At 64.8% G+C, this 20,092-nt stretch carries 20 protein-coding genes; 6 read left to right on the forward strand and 14 right to left on the reverse strand.

Going from position 1 to position 20,092, the window contains the following annotated elements:
• On the reverse strand, nt 1–1,004 hold a 1,004-nt coding region (locus tag PHP59_RS05985), incomplete at its 3' end, for a DUF460 domain-containing protein (RefSeq protein ID WP_300165045.1).
• Complete coding sequence (locus PHP59_RS05990; protein ID WP_300165047.1) at nt 1,001–1,858, reverse strand: RIO1 family regulatory kinase/ATPase; 858 nt, start codon at nt 1,856–1,858, stop codon at nt 1,001–1,003. The genes PHP59_RS05985 and PHP59_RS05990, both read right to left, overlap by 4 nt.
• 53 nt (nt 1,859–1,911) lie before the next feature.
• On the opposite strand from PHP59_RS05990, the gene PHP59_RS05995 reads away from it, so the two are divergent.
• The 3 genes from PHP59_RS05995 to PHP59_RS06005 all read left to right on the forward strand — a co-directional run bounded on the left by PHP59_RS05995 (nt 1,912) and on the right by PHP59_RS06005 (nt 5,350).
• Nucleotides 1,912–2,619 carry a tRNA(Ile)-lysidine synthase gene (locus tag PHP59_RS05995; protein ID WP_300165049.1) on the forward strand — a complete coding sequence of 236 codons (708 nt, stop codon included), beginning with the start codon at nt 1,912–1,914 and terminating at the stop codon, nt 2,617–2,619.
• Nucleotides 2,616–4,295 (forward strand): TrkA family potassium uptake protein, encoded by a 1,680-nt coding sequence (locus PHP59_RS06000; protein ID WP_300165051.1) that lies wholly within the window; start codon nt 2,616–2,618, stop codon nt 4,293–4,295. Before PHP59_RS05995 ends, PHP59_RS06000 begins: the two co-directional genes overlap by 4 nt.
• A 305-nt stretch (nt 4,296–4,600) precedes the next feature.
• Nucleotides 4,601–5,350 (forward strand): NAD+ synthase, encoded by a 750-nt coding sequence (locus PHP59_RS06005; protein WP_300165053.1) that lies wholly within the window; start codon nt 4,601–4,603, stop codon nt 5,348–5,350.
• Here PHP59_RS06005 and PHP59_RS06010 read toward each other — a convergent pair.
• Both PHP59_RS06010 and PHP59_RS06015 read right to left on the reverse strand, forming a co-directional pair.
• Complete coding sequence (locus PHP59_RS06010; RefSeq protein ID WP_300165055.1) at nt 5,295–6,041, reverse strand: glucose-6-phosphate isomerase family protein; 747 nt, start codon at nt 6,039–6,041, stop codon at nt 5,295–5,297. The genes PHP59_RS06005 and PHP59_RS06010 overlap by 56 nt on opposite strands.
• Complete coding sequence (locus PHP59_RS06015) at nt 6,041–7,327, reverse strand: S-layer protein (RefSeq protein ID WP_300165057.1); 1,287 nt, start codon at nt 7,325–7,327, stop codon at nt 6,041–6,043. Before PHP59_RS06015 ends, PHP59_RS06010 begins: the two co-directional genes overlap by 1 nt.
• Nucleotides 7,328–7,393: 66 nt before the next feature.
• Between PHP59_RS06015 and PHP59_RS06020 the strand changes: the two genes are divergently transcribed.
• Nucleotides 7,394–8,167, forward strand: a complete 774-nt coding sequence (locus PHP59_RS06020; protein ID WP_300165060.1) for a TrmB family transcriptional regulator — start codon at nt 7,394–7,396, stop codon at nt 8,165–8,167.
• A 6-nt stretch (nt 8,168–8,173) separates the two neighbouring features.
• Here the strand turns inward: PHP59_RS06020 and PHP59_RS06025 are convergent, their stop codons facing one another.
• The gene (locus PHP59_RS06025) at nt 8,174–8,920 is read right to left on the reverse strand and encodes a DUF128 domain-containing protein (RefSeq protein WP_300165062.1); all 747 of its coding nucleotides are present in this window, start codon (nt 8,918–8,920) and stop codon (nt 8,174–8,176) included.
• 61 nt (nt 8,921–8,981) lie between these two features.
• Here PHP59_RS06025 and PHP59_RS06030 point away from each other — a divergent pair, with 61 nt between their 5' ends.
• Together PHP59_RS06030 and PHP59_RS06035 are read left to right on the forward strand one after the other, a co-directional pair.
• Entirely contained in the window at nt 8,982–9,908 is a 927-nt protein-coding gene (locus PHP59_RS06030) for a hypothetical protein (RefSeq protein WP_300165064.1), read from the forward strand.
• Between the two features lie 5 nt (nt 9,909–9,913).
• Complete coding sequence (locus tag PHP59_RS06035; protein ID WP_300165066.1) at nt 9,914–11,245, forward strand: NAD(P)/FAD-dependent oxidoreductase; 1,332 nt, start codon at nt 9,914–9,916, stop codon at nt 11,243–11,245.
• A 301-nt stretch (nt 11,246–11,546) separates the two neighbouring features.
• Here the strand turns inward: PHP59_RS06035 and PHP59_RS06040 are convergent, their stop codons facing one another.
• Genes PHP59_RS06040 through PHP59_RS06080 form a run of 9 tightly spaced genes read right to left on the reverse strand, consistent with a single transcriptional unit; the run spans nt 11,547 to nt 20,019 of the window.
• A complete protein-coding gene (locus PHP59_RS06040) occupies nt 11,547–12,494 on the reverse strand; it encodes an isocitrate/isopropylmalate family dehydrogenase (protein ID WP_300165068.1) in 948 nt (315 codons plus the stop codon).
• Nucleotides 12,469–13,287, reverse strand: coding sequence for a hypothetical protein (locus PHP59_RS06045; RefSeq protein ID WP_300165070.1), 819 nt, complete (start codon nt 13,285–13,287; stop codon nt 12,469–12,471). Before PHP59_RS06045 ends, PHP59_RS06040 begins: the two co-directional genes overlap by 26 nt.
• The gene (locus PHP59_RS06050) at nt 13,284–13,757 is read right to left on the reverse strand and encodes a 3-isopropylmalate dehydratase (protein WP_300165072.1); all 474 of its coding nucleotides are present in this window, start codon (nt 13,755–13,757) and stop codon (nt 13,284–13,286) included. Before PHP59_RS06050 ends, PHP59_RS06045 begins: the two co-directional genes overlap by 4 nt.
• Nucleotides 13,754–14,965: an aconitase/3-isopropylmalate dehydratase large subunit family protein gene (locus PHP59_RS06055; protein WP_300165074.1), complete on the reverse strand. Its 1,212-nt coding sequence runs from the start codon at nt 14,963–14,965 to the stop codon at nt 13,754–13,756. Before PHP59_RS06055 ends, PHP59_RS06050 begins: the two co-directional genes overlap by 4 nt.
• Entirely contained in the window at nt 14,965–16,092 is a 1,128-nt protein-coding gene (locus PHP59_RS06060; RefSeq protein WP_300165076.1) for a homocitrate synthase family protein, read from the reverse strand. Before PHP59_RS06060 ends, PHP59_RS06055 begins: the two co-directional genes overlap by 1 nt.
• Nucleotides 16,073–17,218: a thiamine pyrophosphate-dependent enzyme gene (locus tag PHP59_RS06065; RefSeq protein ID WP_300165078.1), complete on the reverse strand. Its 1,146-nt coding sequence runs from the start codon at nt 17,216–17,218 to the stop codon at nt 16,073–16,075. The genes PHP59_RS06060 and PHP59_RS06065 overlap by 20 nt, the downstream gene beginning before the upstream one ends.
• 2 nt (nt 17,219–17,220) lie before the next feature.
• Complete coding sequence (locus PHP59_RS06070; RefSeq protein ID WP_300165080.1) at nt 17,221–18,186, reverse strand: radical SAM protein; 966 nt, start codon at nt 18,184–18,186, stop codon at nt 17,221–17,223.
• Nucleotides 18,174–19,082 carry a methanogenesis marker protein 11 gene (gene mmp11, locus PHP59_RS06075; protein ID WP_300165082.1) on the reverse strand — a complete coding sequence of 303 codons (909 nt, stop codon included), beginning with the start codon at nt 19,080–19,082 and terminating at the stop codon, nt 18,174–18,176. The genes PHP59_RS06070 and mmp11 overlap by 13 nt, the downstream gene beginning before the upstream one ends.
• Complete coding sequence (locus PHP59_RS06080) at nt 19,054–20,019, reverse strand: tRNA(Ile2) 2-agmatinylcytidine synthetase (RefSeq protein ID WP_300165084.1); 966 nt, start codon at nt 20,017–20,019, stop codon at nt 19,054–19,056. The genes mmp11 and PHP59_RS06080 overlap by 29 nt, the downstream gene beginning before the upstream one ends.
• Nucleotides 20,020–20,092: the final 73 nt, after the last annotated feature.

Below are 20,092 nucleotides of genomic sequence, written 5' to 3' on the forward strand. Positions count from 1 at the left end.
TTTGCATACCCTGTCCCGACCGTCAGTTCGAGTTTGCCCTCCACGCTCCTGTCCTGCGGGGGCACGTACGCGATCGCGTTGAAGGCCCGCCGCACCTTTTCCACCGCGTCGGGCATCGGCGTGACGTCGGAGGCGACGATCAGGGGCTTGCCCACCGCCGTGAGGTGCTCGATGATCTCGGCCGTCCCCATCTGGCGGGAAGAATAGAGGTCCACGACATCGCCGTCGAGGTCCACAGCCCCGATGCCGGTCGTCGTCCCGGGATCGATCCCGACAATAAGGTACTTCCTCTTTCCTGTGAGAGGCCGGTACCGGATCCTGTCGAGTTTCTTCCCTGCCACCCGCACCTGCGCGTCGGCGCCCGTATAGGCCCGGATAGGGATCTCGCCCCGCGGGGCATAGACCGTGAAGTCCACCCGGGAGAACCCACCGAATGCGAGGCGTTCGCTCTTCTCGTACCGCAGCCCGGCGGCCACGAGGTGCCCCTCCACCTCGCGGGCCTTCTCCCGCACAGCCCCGTGCATCTTGCGCACGTACCTGTTCTGGCTCCACCCGCCCCGCCCTGGCGAGCGGTGGCGGGAGACGGTGATCCCGGTCGTGTTCTCGAAGGCGATCACCGCCGCACCGCCGCCGAGGTACGCGATCCGCGCCGCCGCCCCGGCCTCGGCAAAGGGGTCGGTCTTCTCGGCCACGATATTGTACCTGGCCGCCACCTTCTGGAGGGTCTCCTTCCGCTCGCCGCCGGTCACCTGCACGAGCAGGGTCTGTGTCGGGAGGGTCTGCATGAAGGCGACGAGGGCGTGCTGGTCAGGGGCGAGTTCCTGGACCGAGTCGGTGGCGAGGATATCGGGCTCCTCCGTAGCGACAAGGCGGGAGAGCCTGAACGCCGTCACCTGCGAGGTCGAGACGACCGTCCCGTCCTCGAGGACAACCAGAGCATAGACAGGTCGCTGGGTTCTGGACCGCACCGACCCCTTGATGACATCTACCCCGAAGACCTTCACCGGACCACCGATCGCACCGCCTCCTCGGTGGGATAGTCTATCCTGTACTTCCTCTTGAAAAACCTGAGCACATTCTCGATATCGCGCCGCAGGATCGTATCGGCGTTCGGGTGGTTGGTCGCGATCCACTGGGGCCAGTCGATGATCCAGACCCTGCTCTCATCGACCATCACATTGTATTCGGAGAGATCCCCATGGATAAACCCCTTCGCGTAGGCACGGCCCACATTCTCCAGAATCTCGTCGAGAATAAGCCGCGGCTCATCGAGAGTGCAGCGGTTGAGGTTCACCCCCATGATCTGCGACATCACGACGACATGGCGGGAGCGGTCGATAGGCAGCGGCACCGAGACCTCGGGAGAGAGCTTCTGGAGGGCGGTGAACTCCTGCTCGGCCGAGCATGCCGAGGCGAAGATCCAGGGACAGTGCCCCGACTCCGGCATATAGCCCCGCTCTTTCCGCACCGCCTGGAAGGACTGCTGCCCCACATGATGGATCTTCAGGACGACCGGGCCGAGGCCGAGGCCTTCGTAGACCTCTGACTCCTTACCGACGCCAATGAGACTGCCAAGGGCCGAGACCGTCCCCTTCTGCGTGAGGGTGCGGAGGGCGATGACGTCATAGCCCCCGAACATGAGGGCATAGCCGGGGTACGGGACGGCGTCATAGCGGATCAGGTTCCATTCGATGAGGCGCTGGAGGCGATATTCAAGTTCCGAGTCAGACAACTTTGTCGAAGCCTTCAGGGCGTCCAGGGGCACCCACTCGTACCGCTGCATGAGCCGCTCGAGGGATAGGAGGACGCGAAGGTCGTATTTATGAAGCGCCCTGACGCGCTCTGGAGAAACTGACATGAATACTACAGATTATATCAGGTAGCGGGATAAAAGTTGATTGGGTCAGGGCAATGAAGTGCTCAAAGTGCAGGAGGGACGCCGTCATCTTCCAGCGCTATTCAGGGCTCCGCCTCTGCCGCGACCACTTCATCGCCGACGTGGAGGCGAAGGCGAAACGGGAGATCAGGCGACAGCGCTGGTTGGCCACCGGCGACGTCATCGCCGTCCTCCTCCGCGGGGACCCGGCATCGGCCGCTCTTCTCGGTTTCCTGGTGAAGGTCTTCGGGGGGCGGCCCGACATCTCGGTCCTCGCCCTCGTCACGGACGGAGGGGACGACACTGCCAGGCAGGCCGCAGGAGACCTCGGCGTCCCCTGCCATGAGATGACAGGAGGGCGCGACCCGGAAACGGTCGCACAGAACCTTGGGGCGACGAAGATCGCCATCGGGACAGTCCTCGACGATATCGCTCTTGACGTGCTGGTGACTGTCCTCGAAGGCGGCGCCGACCGCCTGGCCGGAACCCGGGAGACCGGACAGTCTGCCATCCCACGGATCGCACCCTTCTCGGCTATCCCAGCGGAGGAGGTCGCTCTCTATGCACGCCTCACCCTGGAACACGCCGCAGAAGCGCCCGCACCTGCCGCCGGAGGCCTCAGGGACGATACACGGGCCCTTCTGGACGACTATACCGGCCGCCACCCGGCGACGAAGTTCGCCCTCAAAAATCTCAGGGACGAACTCGCCGCGATCTGCCGGGACAGCGGGGGGGTGCGATGAGGAGGCCGGGCACCCTGTGGCGGCAGGTCACGGCCATGCCGCGAGCCCGGATCATCCTGTACCTCGGTCTCCTCGCGTCCTACCTCATCGTCTTCACCCTGATCGTACGGTACGTCTTTCCCCTCTGGGAGGGGCGGGCCCTCTCGTGGGAGGAGGCCGCCCTCTTTGTCGTCGAGACGATCACCACCGTCGGCTACGGTGACCTCCTCCCCTTCCAGAGCGGGTATACGATCCTCCTCGCCATCCTGATGATCGCAAGCGGCGTCTTCCTCATCTTCATGCTCATCCCTCTCCTCCTCGCGCCGGCGATCTCCGAGCACCTCAGGGCCGACCCGCCCGGCGTCCTCCCTTCGCCGCTGAAGAGTCACGTGATCATCGTCGGCCCGGGCGAGATGATCAGGTCGCTCATCGAGAGTCTCACCATCGCCGACCTCCCCATCGTCATCGTCGAGGAGCAGAAGGAACGGGCAAAACACTTCCAGGAGATCTTCGGAAAGGAGGCGTGGGTGGTCAGGGGCGATTACACCGCGGCCTCCACCTGGAGGAATGCCTGCATCGAGGATGCCGACACCGTCGTCATCTGCGAACGCGAGGGCGTCGCCGCCTCGATCATCCTCGGGATCAGGGGGATGACGCGTGCGCGTATCGTCGCCGTCGTCGACAACCCGGCCTACGACCGGTACCTCAGGTACGCCGGGGCCGAGTACGTCCTCTCCCCGAAGAACACGGCAGGAAAGATCCTCGGGCGGCACGCGGCTGCATGGAGGCCGGGGGAGACGATCCTCGGGTCTTCCGGGGAGGGAGGCGAGGGGGCGGCAGGCCTCACCCTGGTCAGCATCCCGATCACCGCCGGGTCCCATGCCGCAGGGCGGACCCTCGCCGAACTGGCACTCCCGGAAAAATACAATGCTTCCGCACTCTTCTTCTGGAAAGGCGGGCGGTTCATTACTTTCCCCGGAGGGAGTGACAGGCTCGACGTCGCGACGATGCTCGTCCTCCTCGGCACGGCCGAGGAGGTCAGGCAGGCGTCGGAGGAGGTCTTTGCCGGGGAGGGAGACAGCGGCGAGTTCGTCATCATCGCGGGTCTCGGGGACGTCGGGAAGGCGGCAGGCCGCGAACTCGCCGCCGCAGGTACCCCCACAATCGTCATCGACAGAAAAGACCCGGCCGCAGACGTCGTCGGAAAGGCCGAAGACGAAGAGGTGCTGAAGAAGGCCCATATCGAGGACGCGACGACCTGCATCGTCGCCCTCAACAACGACGACACGAACATCTTCACCACCCTGATGGCCAGAAACCTCAACCCCGGGATCAGGATCCTTGCACGGGCAAATGAACCGGCGTCGGTGGACAAACTTTATCTTGCAGGCGCCGACTTTGTCACACTCCTCCCGACGATCGGGGGTCAGGCGATCGCCGGAGTCATCCTCTCGGAATCGGTGAGGATCCTCCTCGACCTCCCTGACGGGCAGAAGGTTGTCATGCGCCGGGCAATGAAGTGGACGCAGATCTCTGTCGGCCGGGTGGAAGGACGATGCGGCGTGCGGGTCGCCGGGATCGAGGGAGGAGGCAGGGCGGTCGTCGCGCCGGGAGCCGCCGAGGTGGTCAACCAGGGGGACGTCGTCATCGCCGTCGGCGACGCACAGGCGCTCAGGCGATTTATCAGGACGGTATAATATGGACTCCATAGAAATCCTCATACGCCAGTCGCGGGATACCCCTCTGGTCCAATGGAGGGACGGGTGGGTTCGCTGCCATCCCCATACTGTCCACCGGGGGACTACCTCGAAAACCTTACGGTTTTCTCGAACTCGCTATCGCTCGTTGCCCCCGAACTTAGGATTGACTCGGGAAGACAGAATTGAAAATACAGAGGAGGGAAAGTGCCATTCACCCCCTATCCTAATGGCAGGGGGGCGGCAGCCCCCCGGCACAGTCACTCCAGAAAAGGGATTTTACAGAGCCAGAGCAGGTGAAAATCATGGAAAAAGAGATTGGATGCGTAATGGAAGCGGTGGACCAGATGATCCGCCACGCGGTATGGAGCGCCGGGGCGAAAGGGATCGTCGTCGGCGTCAGCGGGGGCGTGGACTCAGGCGTGGCGGCGGCCTTCGCCGCCCGTGCAATCGGGCCCGAGCACGTCGTCGGGATCGCCCTCCCGAGTGCGGTGACGAGAGCCGAAGACCTGGTAGACGCCGCGGAACTCTGCCATTTCCTCGGGATAGAGCACCGGGTGATCTCGATCGAACCGGTGATGGAGGCCTACAGGCAGTACCCCGACCTCACCGCGACCCCGTACCTCACCGGCAACCTGATGGCGAGGACGAGGATGGCGATCCTCTATGCGGTCGCCAACAGGGAGGGCCTGATGGTCTGCGGCACCTCGAACAGGACCGAGTACCTCCTCGGCTACTCCACCAAACACGGCGACGCCGCCGCGGACATCCAGCCCATCCTCCACCTGTACAAGACTGAGGTCTTCGCGGTGGCAAGGGCAATGCACCTGCCGCAGCAGATCGTCGAAAAAGCGCCGTCAGCAGGCCTCTGGCCGGGCCAGACAGACGAAGGGGAACTCGGCGCCACCTATGTCGAGATCGACGCGGCCCTGCAGGCACTCGAAAAAAAAGGGTGGACAGACCCCGAAACCGGGACCGAGGAACTGGTTTTAAAAAGGGTCAGGGCGTCCGAGCACAAACGGTCCGCACCGCCAAATCTCGCAGGCACCCGGTGAACTCAGGGGTGTACTCTTCAGGGCTGTTGAGGTACCTGAGGCAGGACTCATGCCCGACAAGCGAGGAGAGCAGCGTCCCGTGCGCATTACAGAACTCCGGGACAGGTGCGGGCACAACCAGCCGCACCAGTGCCGCCTTGCTGTACCGCGGGTTCCTCACCAGTGACCCGTCAGCCATCTCATAATAGGCGGCGCCCCGCATCGCCACATACTGCGTATAGTCGCTTTCAAAGGCGTTCGAGACGATATTTGCAAGGGCGAGCGCGTCAGCCCCAGGGTTGATCGTCACATGGCCGTACCCGGGGGGGATCACCACGACGTCCCCTGCCACGGCCTCCACGAGCACGACATCAGAGGCGTCCCGCGTCTGGAGGAGGAAGTGCGCCTTGCCGGCCAGGACCTCATAGACCTCGGGATAGCCGGTGCCGGCAGGGTTTGCCGGGTGGAAGTGCCCTTTCGTCTTGACGAACTCAGGGCCGACATGACCCGCCGGGATCACCGTCATGTCGTATCTCAGGGCATGGGAGGCGAGCCATGAATGGTCGTCCGGGGTCTTTGCAAGGTCCCGATACATAAAATAGAGAGGGCGGCCGGGGTCTTCACCCGCGGCTTCAGGGGCCGCCAGAACACCGGCCATGTCGGCGACAGTCCTGACATGGGCTTCTGGCAGCGGTCCGTCCCATGAATACATCACTCGGATGTGCGCCGTCTGTATATATAATACCCCGCCCCGATCAGGACGGCGATGATGACCGCGATGACGATCGGGTTCGTGAGGGCTCCCACCAGGGGATCGGGCTTCACGACGGCCACGGTCATCTTCATCGTGTCGGAGATCTGGCTGTTGTCCAGGGCGTCGCGGTACCGGATCTCGGAGTCGAGTCCGTACGGCTTCACGGTCGCCTCCTTGTCCACGCTCACCGCGTAGTGGGCGACCGCGGTCTGGCCGGGTTCGAGGTCGCCGAGATAGGCGGTGTCGTCATTGGAGGTGAAGGGGTCGACGGCGCTGATCCGCGCCTGGGCATTGTAGGCGGTCGCCGAACCGACATTCTTGTAGGTGACGTCGATCGTCGCCTTCTGGCCGGGGTGCACGGTCGCCGCAGACGAGACGATGGCGAAGTCGATCTTTCCGCCGACTGGCACGCCGACGATCTCGGTGTCCGAGGTCTCCTTCTCGCCGTTGTTCTTCTCGTACTGGACCATCACATCGAGGGGATAGGTCTGTGCCTCGGCGTCGTTGGAGGCCGAGACCTTGAAGGTGCACTCGACGACGTCGCCCGGCTTGAAGTCGCCGATATAGACGCTCCCGTCGGTCGGGATCAGGGGGCTTGCACCGTCGCGGGAAAGTTTCGCGACCGCCTTCTGTGCATGCTCGAAGCCCGCGTTCCTGAGTTTCAGGGTGAGGTAGCCCTCGGTCCCGACATTGATGTGGTCGGTCGAGACCTCGTCCACCTCAAGGTTGACATTGGACTTGACCGTGACCTTCAGGGGAAGGATCACCGTTTTGTCGAGGTACCCGGTCCGCAGAAGGTTGCCGCTGTCCTGTTCGGTCCAGTCGACATACTGATACTTCAGGGTCAGGGGGAGGTCATAGGTGCCTGCCCTGGCGTCCTTGTTGAACTTCACCAGGAAGGTGACCGGCTTGCTCACGCCGCCGGGGAGGTCACCGATCTGCTGGGCGTCAGACCTGATCTCCACAGGGGCTTTTCCTGCCGAAAGTCCGGCATTCATGAGTTTTGCAAGGTTCGGCGGATCCTGTGGGGTGATCGTCTTCGAATCGACGATCATCACAGTGTTCACGCCGCTGTTCGAGATGATCACCGTGACCGGCACCTCGGTGCCGGGGACAAACTCGTTTGTACCCGAGATTGCCACAGACATTTCAGGGTTGCCATAGAGGAACTCTGTTCCCGCAAGGGCGGGAGCGATGAGCGCCGCAAGGGCCAGACCCAGAATACAGAATTTCCGGATATCCATGTATATGCACCGTGTTGTTTTTGTTGTAACAACATTTATCTGCGTACTCTATAAATATATGGTGTCATGCCCGCCCCACCAGACTATGCCCGGAGCGTTGCCGAAGCGCTCAAAACTCTCGGGCTCACAAAATACGAAGCACTCGTCTATGTCGCCCTCCTCCAGGTGACGAAGGCGACGGCGACCGAGATCCACGAACTCTCCGGGGTGCCACGCGCATCAGTCTACCCTGTCCTCGACCGCCTCCTCCAGAAGAACATGGTCAGGGTCTCGCACACCACGCCCAAGCGCTTCTCTGCCACCCCGCCGGACGACGCCATCAACACCCTGATGCGCGAGATCGAGGAGAAGGCGACCTATGCGAAGGACGTCCTCGGCGAACTCTGGCAGGACCGGACCAGTATCGAGGGGGGAGACCAGGAACTGATCTGGAACATCCTCGGCGAGACCAATATCACCAGCCGCCTGCGGGACCTCATCTACCAGGCCGGACGCGAGATCAGGATCATGGGGAGCTGGACTCTCCTGAAGGACCTCAGGGATGCACTCGGGGAGAGGGCCGGACAGGTGCAGATCGAGGTGATCGCCGACCGCTGGGAAGGAGCGGTCCCCGAGGGCATGGTGGTCACGACCGCGGTGCCGCCTGTCTGGCATGAAAAAGGAAAGATAGGTGACCGGGCAGGGATGCTCTTCGCGGACGGCACAAAGGTGATGGTGGCGATGGGGTCACAGGGAGAGGCGCCGACCGCCCTCTTCTCAGAGGCTGAAGGTTTTGTCCGGTTCTTCTCCCGGTACTGGGACCTCATCCACGGTTTCGGCGAGAAAAACACGGAAATATAACTTTTTTCAGAGGGAGTAGATCGGCGCAAGGTCTCCGACATCGATGAGACCGCTCAGGGAGTTGATCTCGACCTCATACCCGGCCTCCTTCACCGCGGCCATCACATTGGTTCCTCCGAGGATGGAGATCCCAAAATACTGAGGGGAACAGCCGAAGCCCAGGATCGGGGCGTTCGGCGCCGAGACCTCGAGGACACCGGCGATCATGCTCTGCTCCAGGTCCTCGATGACCGCGGCGACCACCGGTTCGGCCTCCATATGGCACTCCCGCAGGTTGGCGAGCACACTCCCCCGTCCACGCCGGATCACGCCGGTGATGTCGGTGATCTCCTGGGAGACGAGTACTTCCAGGGGGTCGATGGTCGTGGCGTCGTACAGGATCATGTCGGTGAAGCGCCTGGGCAGGCCCCCTTCGATCTCCACGACGCCGCCGCCGATCGGGTGGATGGGGGCGCCGCGTCTGATCATCACGCCGTCGATGGTGGTGGAGCAGACCGTGCAGATCCCGACCCTCTCGTCGGGGATGGTATAGTCGCCGATACGCTCGCCGGCCTGGTAGAACCTGACAAGACCGCTCGGGCTGATCCCTGCCCGGAACACCTCTTTCATGACGGCGAGGACCGGTTCGAAGTCCCCGGCACTGATCATCGAGAGGTTGTAGATGACCAGGCCCTCATCCTCCGCAGGGTCGTAGGTCACTGTCATGGCCTCTTCCTCGATCAGGTGGTTGATGAACTTCAGGGGAGGATACACACCATACTCTCGCCATGAGAATAGAAAAATTGTTCTATAGTTCAGGGACACATTCTAGGAGATGGAAGGAGAAATGCGGGAACGGACGCAGGATATTGTGGCAACGATCCTGGAGTCCGCCGGTTACGGCGTCGAATGCGCCGACGAACCCTTCGACCTCTCGGCCGTCGGCGACAGGGAGAGTTATGTCGTCCTCATATCCGACGACGCCGACGAGATCGGACACTTTGACGGAAGGAGGTTCCGCATCAGGCAGGGCGAGGAGATCGAGGAGTGCCGGAAGATCCTGGTGACCTTCAACCCCGCGGCACGGGCCGACAACTGCACCGTCTGGGGGAAGGACGAGATTGCCAGATATGCCGGAGAGGCGGCCCTTGCGCGGATCTTCGGGAGAACTTTCTCCCTTGGCAGGAGCACGACGGCCTCCCCGGCGCAACGTGCCATGAACGGCGGCGGGATCCTCCACCTCCCGGTCAAGGTCAGCGACCGGAACGCCGCGATCATCTCGGGGACGCGGGGAGAAGTGCGCTGCCGTTTCGTCCCGTACTGGTGTTACCACTGCACGAGCAGCGGTTCCCAGACCGTCCTCTCCCGCAGGGTCTCCTTCGACGCCGACCGCTGGGGTGGTCTGAACGCCATCAACGGTTCGAAGATGGAGATGACACTCTCCGATGCAGTGGACTCGGCCATGCCCGATGACTGCGAAGTGCTCCAGCCGAAGATCGCAAAGCAAGAGGCGGAAAACCAGACTGTAACCAACCTGATCGCCGAACTGACCCAGAAGGTCAGGTTCAGAAAGGAAGAGGGCGACGCCGTATTCTACCAGGAAGAGACGCTGAAACCGGACAGGAGGAACATATCGACCGAGATCACCCTGGTCTATGTCCCGGTCTGGGAGATCGAGGGGAAGAACAGGATCGTCGAGGTTAATGCCTATACCGGCGAGATCCTCACCACGCCCATGGACGAGGGCGTGGAGATCTTCTGAGCACCATGATCGTGATCATCGGCGGAGGGCCGGCAGGGCGGTTTGCGGCCATCCGCCTCGGCCATGCCGGACGGGAGGTGACCCTTGTCGAGAAGGGCGCTATCGGCGGACAGTGCCTGAACTACGGGTGCATGGCCGTCTGCGCCCTGAACGACACCGCACGGACGGTGGCGAGAGCCAGGCAGTTCGCCGGTGCGGGCATCTTCAAGGACGAACCGGTGATCGATTTTCCCTCCCTCCTTGCCGGGATGGAGGGGGTGCAGGCAAAGATCAGGGCCGTCCTCGACCACGAGACGCGGGGAGCGGGGGTCGAGATCAGGTATGGGAGCACGGCGCGACTCTGCGGGCGGCAGGTCTTCATCGACGATGAGGAGGTCGAGGCTGAGGCAGTCATCGTCGCCACAGGGTCGGTGCCGTCCGTCCCGGAGGTCGAAGGGACAGGCCTTGCCGGGGTCTTCACCGCACACACCCTGCCGCGGATGCACGATCTTCCCCATGATCTCGTCATCGTCGGCGGCGGGATCGCGGCCGCGGAGTTCGCCTATATCTTCCGGCAACTGGGGAGCCGGGTGACGGTCCTCGCACGGAGCGGCTTTCTCAAGAGTCTCGACCCGCGCCTGCGGAAACTCGCGCTGAAGGAACTCGCAGGGGTCGAGATCAGGGAGAACGCCCCCCTCACCCGTATCACCGGGACAGGACAGGCGGACGGTGCGGCATATGGCGGGGAGACGCCGGGAGAGTGCCAGGCAGATGCCGTCCTCCTTGCCGCCGGCCTCGTGCCGAACGCCTCGATGGTCAGCGGCGTCGCCACCGGACAGAAGGGGGAGATTGTCACGGACGACAGGATGCGGACCTCGGTCCCGGGAGTGTACGCCGCGGGCGACGTCACCGGCGGGCCGTACCTCACCCCGGTCGCCCGCCTGCAGGGGATTGTCGCGGCGGAGAACATCCTCGGCCATGAGATGCGCTACACTCCCACAGTCGTGCCGCAGAGCATCAGCCTCGCAAACGACCTTGCCTTCGCCCTTGCGGAGGACGACGAGGGGGTCGAGTTCTCGGTGCCGGCACCGGCAGGGCCGGGTTCCTTCTGGTCAGTGCCCGCGGGCGACACCGGCCTCGGCAAGGTCCTGGTCGAACCGGAGACCGGGGAGATCAGAGGCGTCTGGGCGGCCTCGCCGGGCGCAGGCATCATCGCCACCTACATGGCCGCGGCGATCCGGCACAGGCGGACGATCGCCGACTTCGAAGATCTCATCGAGGTCCACCCCCTCGCGGACGGCGTTCATGGCCTGATCCCCCCGGCCGCCGCTTTCCTGCAGAAAAAGAAAGGGAACTGAGGCGTTTCCGCTTCAGAATACTTTTTTGACGGCTCCAAGAGAATAGAAAGAATACTTCGATTTTCGGCTCTGTAGAATTCCTGTTCTGGAGGGCGGATCACGGGGGGCAAGCCCCCCGGCCCCCACATCTTAGGATAGAGATGGAGTGACAATCTCCCCCATCATGATCTCATCTACCTTTCCCGAACCTATCCAGAGCGGGGACGACCAAAGGGAGTTTTAGAAAACCGTAGGTTTTCGAGGTCCGGGGGCGTAGTCCCCCAACACGAGACACAGGTGCAGGTATTTGATCCACCAGACCCTACAGCCGCGCCAGCACTGCCGCACCGAACCGCCCGGTCGAGGCCGTGCCGCCAAGGTCGTGGGTGCGGATGCCCGCTGCAAGAACGGCGTTCACCGTCGCATCCACCGCTGCCGCCCCTTTCGGATCGCCTGCATGGGCGAGGAGCATTGCTGCGCTCCGTATCGCCGCCACCGGGTTTGCGATGCCCTTCCCCGCTATGTCGGGGGCCGAACCGTGGACAGGTTCGAAGAGGGCGTGGCCGTCGCCGATGTTCGCCGAGGGGAGGGTGCCGAGGCCGCCGACAAGCGCCCCCGCGGCGTCGGAGAGGATGTCGCCGAAGATGTTCGTCGTCACGATGACGCCATAACGGGCCGGGTGCATCAGCACGTCAAGGCAGAGGGCGTCGATGAACTTCTCCTCCCACGCCACCCCCGCGGCCTCGGCCTCCTCGACAGCGCAGCGGCGGAAGAGTGTGTCGGACTTGAGGACATTCGCCTTTGTCCCGATGGTGAACCGCCTCCCTTTCGCAAGCCCGGCGGCGAAGCGTGCAATCCGTCGGCTCCCCTTCTCGGTGACGACCCGGAGGGTGCAGTACGAGCCCGGCAATTCCCACTCGATCCCCGAGTACAGCCCCTCGGTGTTCTCCCGAACGATCGTGAGGTCGACGCCCGGTCCCTTCACAGGACGCACATTCGCATACAGATCGAGGTCCTTTCTCATCTGTACGAGCACGCTCCGGTAGTCAGGGTCCGGGGGAGTGGTCACCGCCCCGAAGAGGATTACATCGGCATCCCCGAGGGCCCGCATCTCCGCAGGACCGATGGCAGAGCCGCACTTCTGCCAGCGGCCGTACCCGACCTCGACATGGTAGTAGTCCCAGTCAGGATGGAGGCGGCGGAGCACCGCCTCGGCCACCGGCACCACCTCCTGCCCGATACCATCACCGGGAACGATCGCTACCTTCATGCTCCCGCCACCCGGCCACCGCACCCCTGAGGACCGCGTCGATGGTGTGGGGTGCCGCACCCCAGTGAACCACGCCGCCGAACTTCCCGTTCCACTCCCCGACACCCTCGCGCTCTCCCCGGCAGCACCGGGCGATGAACGGCTCCTCCGCAACCTGTGTCAGGGGACAGATCTCGGCAATCTCCACTTCTTCCCCGTAGTTCTCCGAACAGAACTGCTTTGCCGTGAGGCATCCGGCCACATGCTCCTTCCCGGCAAGAGGATCGGCATCAAGGGTCCGGTCAAAGCCGCCGGCACGGCAGGGGTAGACCTCTGCCGCCGTCTCCCTGATGTCCCTGATATGATACTCGAAACGGACGCCGAGGTCGCCGAAAAGCCCGACACCTTCGAGTTCCTCAAGGATCGCCGCAAGGTGGGGGCGCGGCGGAATGATATCGTAGACATGCACGGTCAGGAGGGATCCCGGGTCGGGGTCGATGACAAAGGTCCGCGACTCATCAGGGCTCCGGAAGATGGTGCACCGGTATCCCGAGGCCGCCGCAAGGCTGATCAGGCGCGACCGATCATTGAAATTCACCGGTTCGGGATACAGATATGTCTCGTCGGGCCTCGCGAGCACCCACGTCGCCGCGACATCACGCATCAGTCCCTCTCCATCGGCAGGTTTCACCGACAGGATCTCGTAGCCTTCGGGGGTCTCCCGGATCAGCCAGCGGGAGAGGAAATAGACCTTCTCCCCGAGGGGCCTTGTGTTCGCAAGGCCCACGTATTTGCACTCTTCAGGAAATATCATCCATGGCCTCCGTTGAGATAGGGGACAAGACCCCCTGACCTGAGGATCTCCCGCATCCGCGGGGAGAGGGGACGGAGAGGGCGGCGGATCCCGCCGGCCTCGATCCAGCCCTCATCGAGATCGAAGCGTACAGCCTCGTCCTCAGGGCAGGGGATCTCGCACTCAAGCACCAGGAGACCTATATTGACGGCGTTCCTGAAGAAGATTCTGGCAAAGGTCGGGGCGGCGACGGCGACGACCCCGCACTCCTTCAGGGCGACCGCCGCCTGCTCCCGCGACGACCCGCAGCCGAAATTCGGGCCCGCGACGATCACCGCCCCGGCAAGGCGCCCGGCAAGGGAGGGGTCGAGATCCTCGAAGACATGGGCCGCCCAGACAGACCTGTCCTTCGTCCGCAGGTACCGCCCCGCGATGACCAGGTCGGTGTCGATGTCCCGCCCCAGGCAAACGGCACGCCCTTCGCCCTTCACAGGCATCCCTCCGGAGACCGGATCTCTCCGGCAAGGGCGGTCACCGCCGCAGTGAGGGGCGACGCAAGGTAGATCTCGCCGCCGACGCCCATCCTGTTCCTGAAGTTCCTGTTCGCGGTCGAGAGGCAGACCTCTCCCTCGCCGATCACGCCCATATGGGCGCCGAGACAGGGGCCGCATCCGGGCGTCCCGACGGCGCACCCGGCCTCGATGAGCGTGGAGAGCACCCCTGTCGAGGCCGCACGGGCGAGGACGGCCCGAGACGCCGGGACGACGACGGTCCGCACGGCGACCTCCTTCCCCCGCACGATACGGGCAAAGGCCTCCAGATCCTCGTACCTCCCGCAGGTGCAGGTGCCCAGGAAGACCTGGTCCACGGGCAGGCCCTCCTTCTCGGCCACCGGGCAGACCGTGTCCACCCGCGGCGGCAGGGCAAGCAGGGGCTCGATATTTCCGAGGTCGAGGGTGACCTCGGCAGGATACCAGGCCGCGGGAGTCTGCGCCTCCACCACATGGCCGAAACCGGCAAGGTACTCCCGCGTCACCGCATCGGCATAGAAGATCCCGGCCTTCGCCCCTGTCTCCACCGCCATGTTGGAGAGGGTGAGGCGGTCGGCCATCGAGAGCGCCGCGGCACCCTCGCCGACGAACTCGAGGGCGCGGTACGTCGCACCGTCCATGCCGAGGGCGGCGACATAGGCGAGGGCGATGTCCTTCGCCGCGGCCGCACCGGTCAGGGCGCCTTCCAGGAAGACGCCTGTCGTCTCCGGCACCCTGAACCAGGTCTCCCCTGTCGCCCAGATGCCGGCCATGTCTGTCGCCCCGACGCCTGTCGCAAAGGCGCCGAAGGCCCCGAGGGTGCAGGAGTGCGAGTCAGCCCCGACGATCACCTCGCCGGGCAGGGCATACCCCTCGGCCATCACCTGGTGGCAGACGCCGCCGCCGACGTCGGAGAGGTGCATCCCCTGCTGCCGGGCAAAGACCCGCAGTTCCTTCTGGAGGTCGGCGGTCAGGGAGGTGTTGGCCGGTGCGATGTGGTCGAAGATGAGGTACCGGCGGTCGGGGTCGGGGAAGGCCCCCGTCCCGATCGAGAGCCAGGCCTCCCGCGCCAGCACGCCGGTGCCGTCATGGGCATAGGCCCTGTCCACCCGGCGGTCCACGTATTCCCCGGCCGACGCACCCAGGATCTCCTCGGCAAGGGTGACCATCAGACCGCCCCCGTCTGTGCGGCGCAGAGGATCTCCTGGAGGACTTCGGGCGTCACCGTGCACTTCGCCTCGCTCCGCCTCTTCACCTCGGCGAGGACCCAGGAGACCCCGGCGTCGTCGAGTTTGTAGCCGAGGGATGCGGCGACATGCTCGATCGCGTGCTTCCCCGTGTGTTTGCCGAGAATGAATGTCCTCGACGCACCCACAAGAGAGGGGCGCACGTATTCGTAGGTCTCAGGTTCCCGGAGGATCGCGGCGATATGGATACCGCTCTCATGCGCGAAGGCATGGGCGCCGACAACGGCCTTGTTCTTCGCGACCGCGATCCCCGAGGCTTTCTCGACCCGCCCGGAGAGTTTCTGGAGGGGCGAGAGGTCGTACCTGGTGATCCCGGCCTTCATGGCCAGGACGACAAGCACCTCTTCAAGGGCAGCGTTCCCGGCCCGTTCGCCAAGGCCATTCACCGTGGTGTGGAGCTGGAAAGCGCCTTCCGAAGCGGCCGTGACGGTGTTTGCGGTGGCGCACCCGAGGTCGTCGTGGCAGTGGATGCAGATGGGCGTGTCGATGGCGGCCCGGATCTCGCGCACCCGCTCCCCGGTCTCCGCGGGTGTCATGCACCCCACGGTGTCGGCAAAGGTGACGAGGTCGGCCCCGGCGTCGGCAGCCTGCCTGTACGCCTGGATGAGGAGGGGGAGAGGAGTACGGGAGGCGTCTTCGGCGCCGAACCTGACGGTGACGCCGTGGTCGTGGGCGTACTCGACCATCGCGCAGGTCTCGGCCATCACCTCCTCGCGCGTCCTGCCGTACTTCGTCCTGATATGGAGGTCTGAGGTGGCCGCAAAGACGCCGATCATGTCCACGCCGCAGTCGAGGGCGGCGTCGATGTCGTACTGTTTCGCCCGTGCGAGGGCGCATATCCTGGCGTCGAGGCCCATCCCGCAGATCTCCCGCACCGCTTCTTTCTCGTTCGCCGAGACAGCCGGAAAACCGGCCTCGATCACCTCGATGCCGGTGGCGTCAAGGATTCCCGCTATCTCCTTCTTCTCGTCGCAGTTAAACGTTACACCGGGCGTCTGCTCACCGTCACGGAGCGTGACGTCGCATATCTCAACATTCCACCTTTTCATGACTCTCTCCTTCGGGGCATGCCCCGGTGACGACCACCGTCGTCGGCCTGTCGACGGGCGCGATCAGCCGCGCCAGTCCGGCCAGGTCGTCGGCGCGGCAGACTGTCGGCCCGGCCCAGTCGAGGTACCTCGCCACCCCGGCCACCTCCTGACCGCCGACCATGCCCATGCGCCTGTTCTCAAGGACAATACAGAGGAGGGGCAGACCCTTCTCATAGACGTCGATAAGTGCGTTTATTCCTGAATGAAGGAGCCCATAGTCCCCTATCAGGGCGATCCCTGTGCTCCGCGCTCCCACCGCCACCGCGGACCCGAGGCCGTAACTCGCAACGCCGATCCTGTACGGCGGGTTTGTCGCAAGGAGGGAACAGCCAGCATCGACCGCCGGCCGCATCCCCCGCTCGGCAAGGAGGGAGATGAGCGGGCGGTACGGGCAGTGCCGGCAGAAGGTACGGCAGAACCCCCGGTCGGAGAATCTTTCGGGTTCCCCTGCCGGGGGAGAGACCTGCGGGATTGTGACCATGACGCCAGACGGGGCCTGGTGGTCCGCGTGCGCCGCCGTGACCTGGAGGGCCCTCTCCCACCGGCCCCGCATCGTCAGTGCGGGGTCTGCGAGGGCGCCCGCACCCCTCCTGCCGCGGATGGCAGGGGGGGTCGTTGCCGGGGCGTCGAGGATGTCGGGGGTGACCCTGAGGACGGCCACCCGCGCCATCCTCCCGGAGAGGGCAAAGGCCTCCTCCACCGCTGCAGGAAGGGACTCCGGGCCGTCGGCCTCCACCACCGGCACCATCGCCAGGGGGCCGAAGTGACGGGAGTCCTCCGCGACCTGTGAGGCGCGGGCGAGAGGGTCGTCCCCGGCCACGACGACGACGCCTCCCACGATCCCCTGGGCCGTCGCCTGCACCAGGGGGTCGGCCAGGAGGTTCATGCCGACGTGCTTCACGACCACCGCGGCCCGCCTCCGGGCAAGGGAGTCGCCGAGGGCGTACTCCAGGGCGACCTTCTCGTTCGTGCAGACCTCCGCGCCGGCCCGCACCGCGCACCCGGTCACAGGGTAGCCGGGCACCGTGTACAGGGCGTCTGCCGCACCGGAAAGGGCGAGAGCCAGCACCTCCTCCCCGTCCATGCTCAGTCCCTCCCGGGCACGAGGTCGCAGCCCATGCATACCGCACACATCGTCCTCGCCTCTCTCGCGTCGAGCCCGGCCGCCGCCATCTCCGCCTGTGCGATCGCATGCAGCCTGAGCAGACGGTCTGCCGACGGGCGCGTGAAGTGCGCGAGGCCGGCCGAGGGGGTGAGGGGCCGGAGGACCGGGATCACCCCGATCGAGCAGAGTCTCCTGACGGCCGCCGCCATCTCCTCGTCGCTCTCCCCCAGGCCGACGATGACGTTGCTCTGGACATGGTTCTTCCCGAAGAGGCGCACCGACTCTTCGAGCACCTCCCAGACGAGGTTCCACTCAAGGCCCGGGCACATCCCGGCAAAGAGGCCGGGCGTCGCCGCCTCGATGTTGAACTTCACCTCGATAGCCCCGGCCTCCTTCAGGCGACGGGGGGAGTCCTGCGTCGGGTAGATGGAGACGCCGATGGGCAGATCGAAGAGGACGAGGGCTCGCACCGCGTCGAGGGCGCGTCTCTCCTCCTCCTCGATGCTCCCGGCCACCCCGCTCGTCAGGGAGATCGCGTCGATCCTCCCGAGGACAGACCTGACCATCGCCACGACCTCCTCCGTGCTCTTCGTCCGCCCGGCCCTGCCAGGGACAGCACAGTACCGGCAGGAGAAGATGCAGGACGACGTGAGGGTGATGAAGGCCTGCCGGGGGCAGTGGAAGCCCGGCACCTCAAGGACGCCCCTCAGCATCTCGCCGCGGAAGGGAATGGTCGCGTTCCCCTTCCCCTCATGGATGAGGACGAGGTCGGCGGTCGGGTCCACCGAAAGACGGACTCTCATGCCGTCAACAGAATAAAAGACAGAACCCTCGCCGCCGGCGCCGGGCCCCGCGGTGGAGGAGGAGAGATATTTGCCGGGGGGGACGCCCGCGACCTTCACCTTTCCCGCGGCAAGGAGTGACGCCTTCAGCCTCAGCCAGTCCATAAGGACGTCGCCTCCTCGTAGTCCGTATAGAAGGGGATCGCCGCCACCGCACCGATGAGGCCGTGGCCGTCCATCACGACCCTGACTTCGCCGAGCACGGCCTCGAGGTCGGCCCACGAGACCTTGCCCCTCTTCACGGCCTCGCCGTACGCCCGCAGGGGCGACGGGTCGAAGCCGACGTACACCGCCATCCCGGTCTCGTCGGAGAGGGTATGGCGGCTGAGCAGGGCGGCAAACCGCTCGATAAGCCCGTGGGGGTCGGACGACGCAAACTCAACCGCACAGGCGACGCAGTTCTTCGTCCTCTCCGGCACAGGGTAGAGCTGGACGATCGTGTGGGAGAGGTACACGGACGACTCGTCTGCGACCGCCTTCGCAATGTTGTGGACGAGGGTCCAGGTCGCCCCCTCCTCAGCGGTGTCGGTGTCGTCGACTCCGATGATCACCCGCTCGCGCCTCGGCAGCCATATCGTCGACCCGGCCAGTTTGCCGCCGCCCGACTCGTCGCACGACGCCCGGATCACCCCGCCGCCGCGGGCCCGGCAGGCCGAGGCCCCGACGCCGCCGCCGCCCATGCCGAGATAGGTGACCGCGATCTCGTCGCCCTCTACCGCGGCGCCCGCGATTCCCGCGGGGAAGCGGGAACCCTCCAGGGGCAGGTGGACACACCCGGCCCTGAGGACGTACCGTGTCGTCGCCCCCACCGTCCGGGCCGAGACGACGAGGGGGCTCTGTGCATAGTGGCGGCGGACCCAGTGGGCCCCGCCGGGGCAGTCGAAGAACTCCACCAGTTCGATCCGGCTCCCGTCACCATCGGCGACCGCCGCGATCAGGGGATACGCCACCACATAGGGGTCTTTTAGCCCCTCAGACACGGCCGCCCGGTTGTTCCCCATAGAGACCAGCCGCCTCCACGCCGCGGTTGCCCCAGAGCACCGCACCGAACGCACCTATCCGCCCCTTGCTCGCCGCGGAATCGATGAAGGTGACGCCGATACGCTCTGCCTCGGCCTCCACCTCCTCGCGGGAGATGAGGTCGGTCTTGATCTTCCTCTCGTACTCTGACGCGGGGAGGTTGAGGCCGCGGTAGCAGGCGATCCCTGTGTCGCCGGAGACTGCGTGCTCCTCGATGTACTCCTTCACGAAGGCGAGGAGGGGCCCCACTGACCCGGGCCTCACGGCGAAGTTCAGCACCGAACCGACGCAGTTCGTCGTCTTTTCAGGGGCCTTCGGGTTGAGTTGCACGAGTCGCATATTAAGGTACTCAGCCCCCTGCACCCTGCACGCCTCGGCACATTTCAGGGCGAGCACCCAGGTGGCACCCTCCTGCTTCGTGTCGGTGTCGTCGATCCCGATGGTCAGTTTCTCGTACTTCGGCGTGACAATCCGTACCCGGCAGACCCGTGCCCCGCCTATGTGGAGGTCCTCGTCTGTCGGGTACTCGGCCCGGATCACGCCGGGCGCCTGCGGGAGGCAGGCGGCGACGCCGACACCGGCACCGGCGATCCCGGCCCAGGAGCTGACGACTTCGTCGCCCTGTGCCTCGACGCCCTCCAGGGCCTGGCCGCCGATCTCCTGGCCTGCCGCCCCGAAGTTCGCCTCGTACTTTCCGAGGCGGGCAAGCATCGTCATCGAGGAGCCCTGCACCTCCGCGGAGGAGAGGGCGCCGCAGGCACGCCGCCTGTTCATCATGTCCCACTCGATCGTGCCGCGGTGGCGGCAGGTCTCCAGGATCTCGGCCATGCCGGCCTGCTCGTCCACCATGACAATGAACTTCTCTGCAAAGAGCGGCCCGAAGCGCCCTTTCACTTCTGCGGGAGTCAGCGTGATCATGATATGCACCGAAAATTTCGTTGACGAAATATTCGGCATCATTGAAGATAAAAGGATCGCCCTTCGGGGAGCA

The sequence above is a fragment of the Methanofollis sp. genome (assembly GCF_028702905.1).
Classification (GTDB): Archaea; Halobacteriota; Methanomicrobia; order Methanomicrobiales; family Methanofollaceae; genus Methanofollis.

What these genes read in the sequence shown, in the direction of transcription:
- PHP59_RS05990 (WP_300165047.1), bottom strand. Translation starts at nt 1,858, where the DNA reads ATGTCAGTTTCTCCAGAGCGCGTCAGGGCGCTTCATAAATACGACCTT.
- PHP59_RS05995 (WP_300165049.1), top strand. Translation starts at nt 1,912, where the DNA reads ATGAAGTGCTCAAAGTGCAGGAGGGACGCCGTCATCTTCCAGCGCTAT.
- PHP59_RS06000 (WP_300165051.1), top strand. Translation starts at nt 2,616, where the DNA reads ATGAGGAGGCCGGGCACCCTGTGGCGGCAGGTCACGGCCATGCCGCGA.
- PHP59_RS06005 (WP_300165053.1), top strand. Translation starts at nt 4,601, where the DNA reads ATGGAAAAAGAGATTGGATGCGTAATGGAAGCGGTGGACCAGATGATC.
- PHP59_RS06010 (WP_300165055.1), bottom strand. Translation starts at nt 6,041, where the DNA reads ATGTATTCATGGGACGGACCGCTGCCAGAAGCCCATGTCAGGACTGTC.
- PHP59_RS06015 (WP_300165057.1), bottom strand. Translation starts at nt 7,327, where the DNA reads ATGGATATCCGGAAATTCTGTATTCTGGGTCTGGCCCTTGCGGCGCTC.
- PHP59_RS06020 (WP_300165060.1), top strand. Translation starts at nt 7,394, where the DNA reads ATGCCCGCCCCACCAGACTATGCCCGGAGCGTTGCCGAAGCGCTCAAA.
- PHP59_RS06030 (WP_300165064.1), top strand. Translation starts at nt 8,982, where the DNA reads ATGGAAGGAGAAATGCGGGAACGGACGCAGGATATTGTGGCAACGATC.
- PHP59_RS06035 (WP_300165066.1), top strand. Translation starts at nt 9,914, where the DNA reads ATGATCGTGATCATCGGCGGAGGGCCGGCAGGGCGGTTTGCGGCCATC.
- PHP59_RS06040 (WP_300165068.1), bottom strand. Translation starts at nt 12,494, where the DNA reads ATGAAGGTAGCGATCGTTCCCGGTGATGGTATCGGGCAGGAGGTGGTG.
- PHP59_RS06045 (WP_300165070.1), bottom strand. Translation starts at nt 13,287, where the DNA reads ATGATATTTCCTGAAGAGTGCAAATACGTGGGCCTTGCGAACACAAGG.
- PHP59_RS06055 (WP_300165074.1), bottom strand. Translation starts at nt 14,965, where the DNA reads ATGGTCACCCTTGCCGAGGAGATCCTGGGTGCGTCGGCCGGGGAATAC.
- PHP59_RS06060 (WP_300165076.1), bottom strand. Translation starts at nt 16,092, where the DNA reads ATGAAAAGGTGGAATGTTGAGATATGCGACGTCACGCTCCGTGACGGT.
- PHP59_RS06065 (WP_300165078.1), bottom strand. Translation starts at nt 17,218, where the DNA reads ATGGACGGGGAGGAGGTGCTGGCTCTCGCCCTTTCCGGTGCGGCAGAC.
- PHP59_RS06070 (WP_300165080.1), bottom strand. Translation starts at nt 18,186, where the DNA reads ATGGACTGGCTGAGGCTGAAGGCGTCACTCCTTGCCGCGGGAAAGGTG.
- mmp11 (WP_300165082.1), bottom strand. Translation starts at nt 19,082, where the DNA reads ATGGGGAACAACCGGGCGGCCGTGTCTGAGGGGCTAAAAGACCCCTAT.
- PHP59_RS06080 (WP_300165084.1), bottom strand. Translation starts at nt 20,019, where the DNA reads ATGATCACGCTGACTCCCGCAGAAGTGAAAGGGCGCTTCGGGCCGCTC.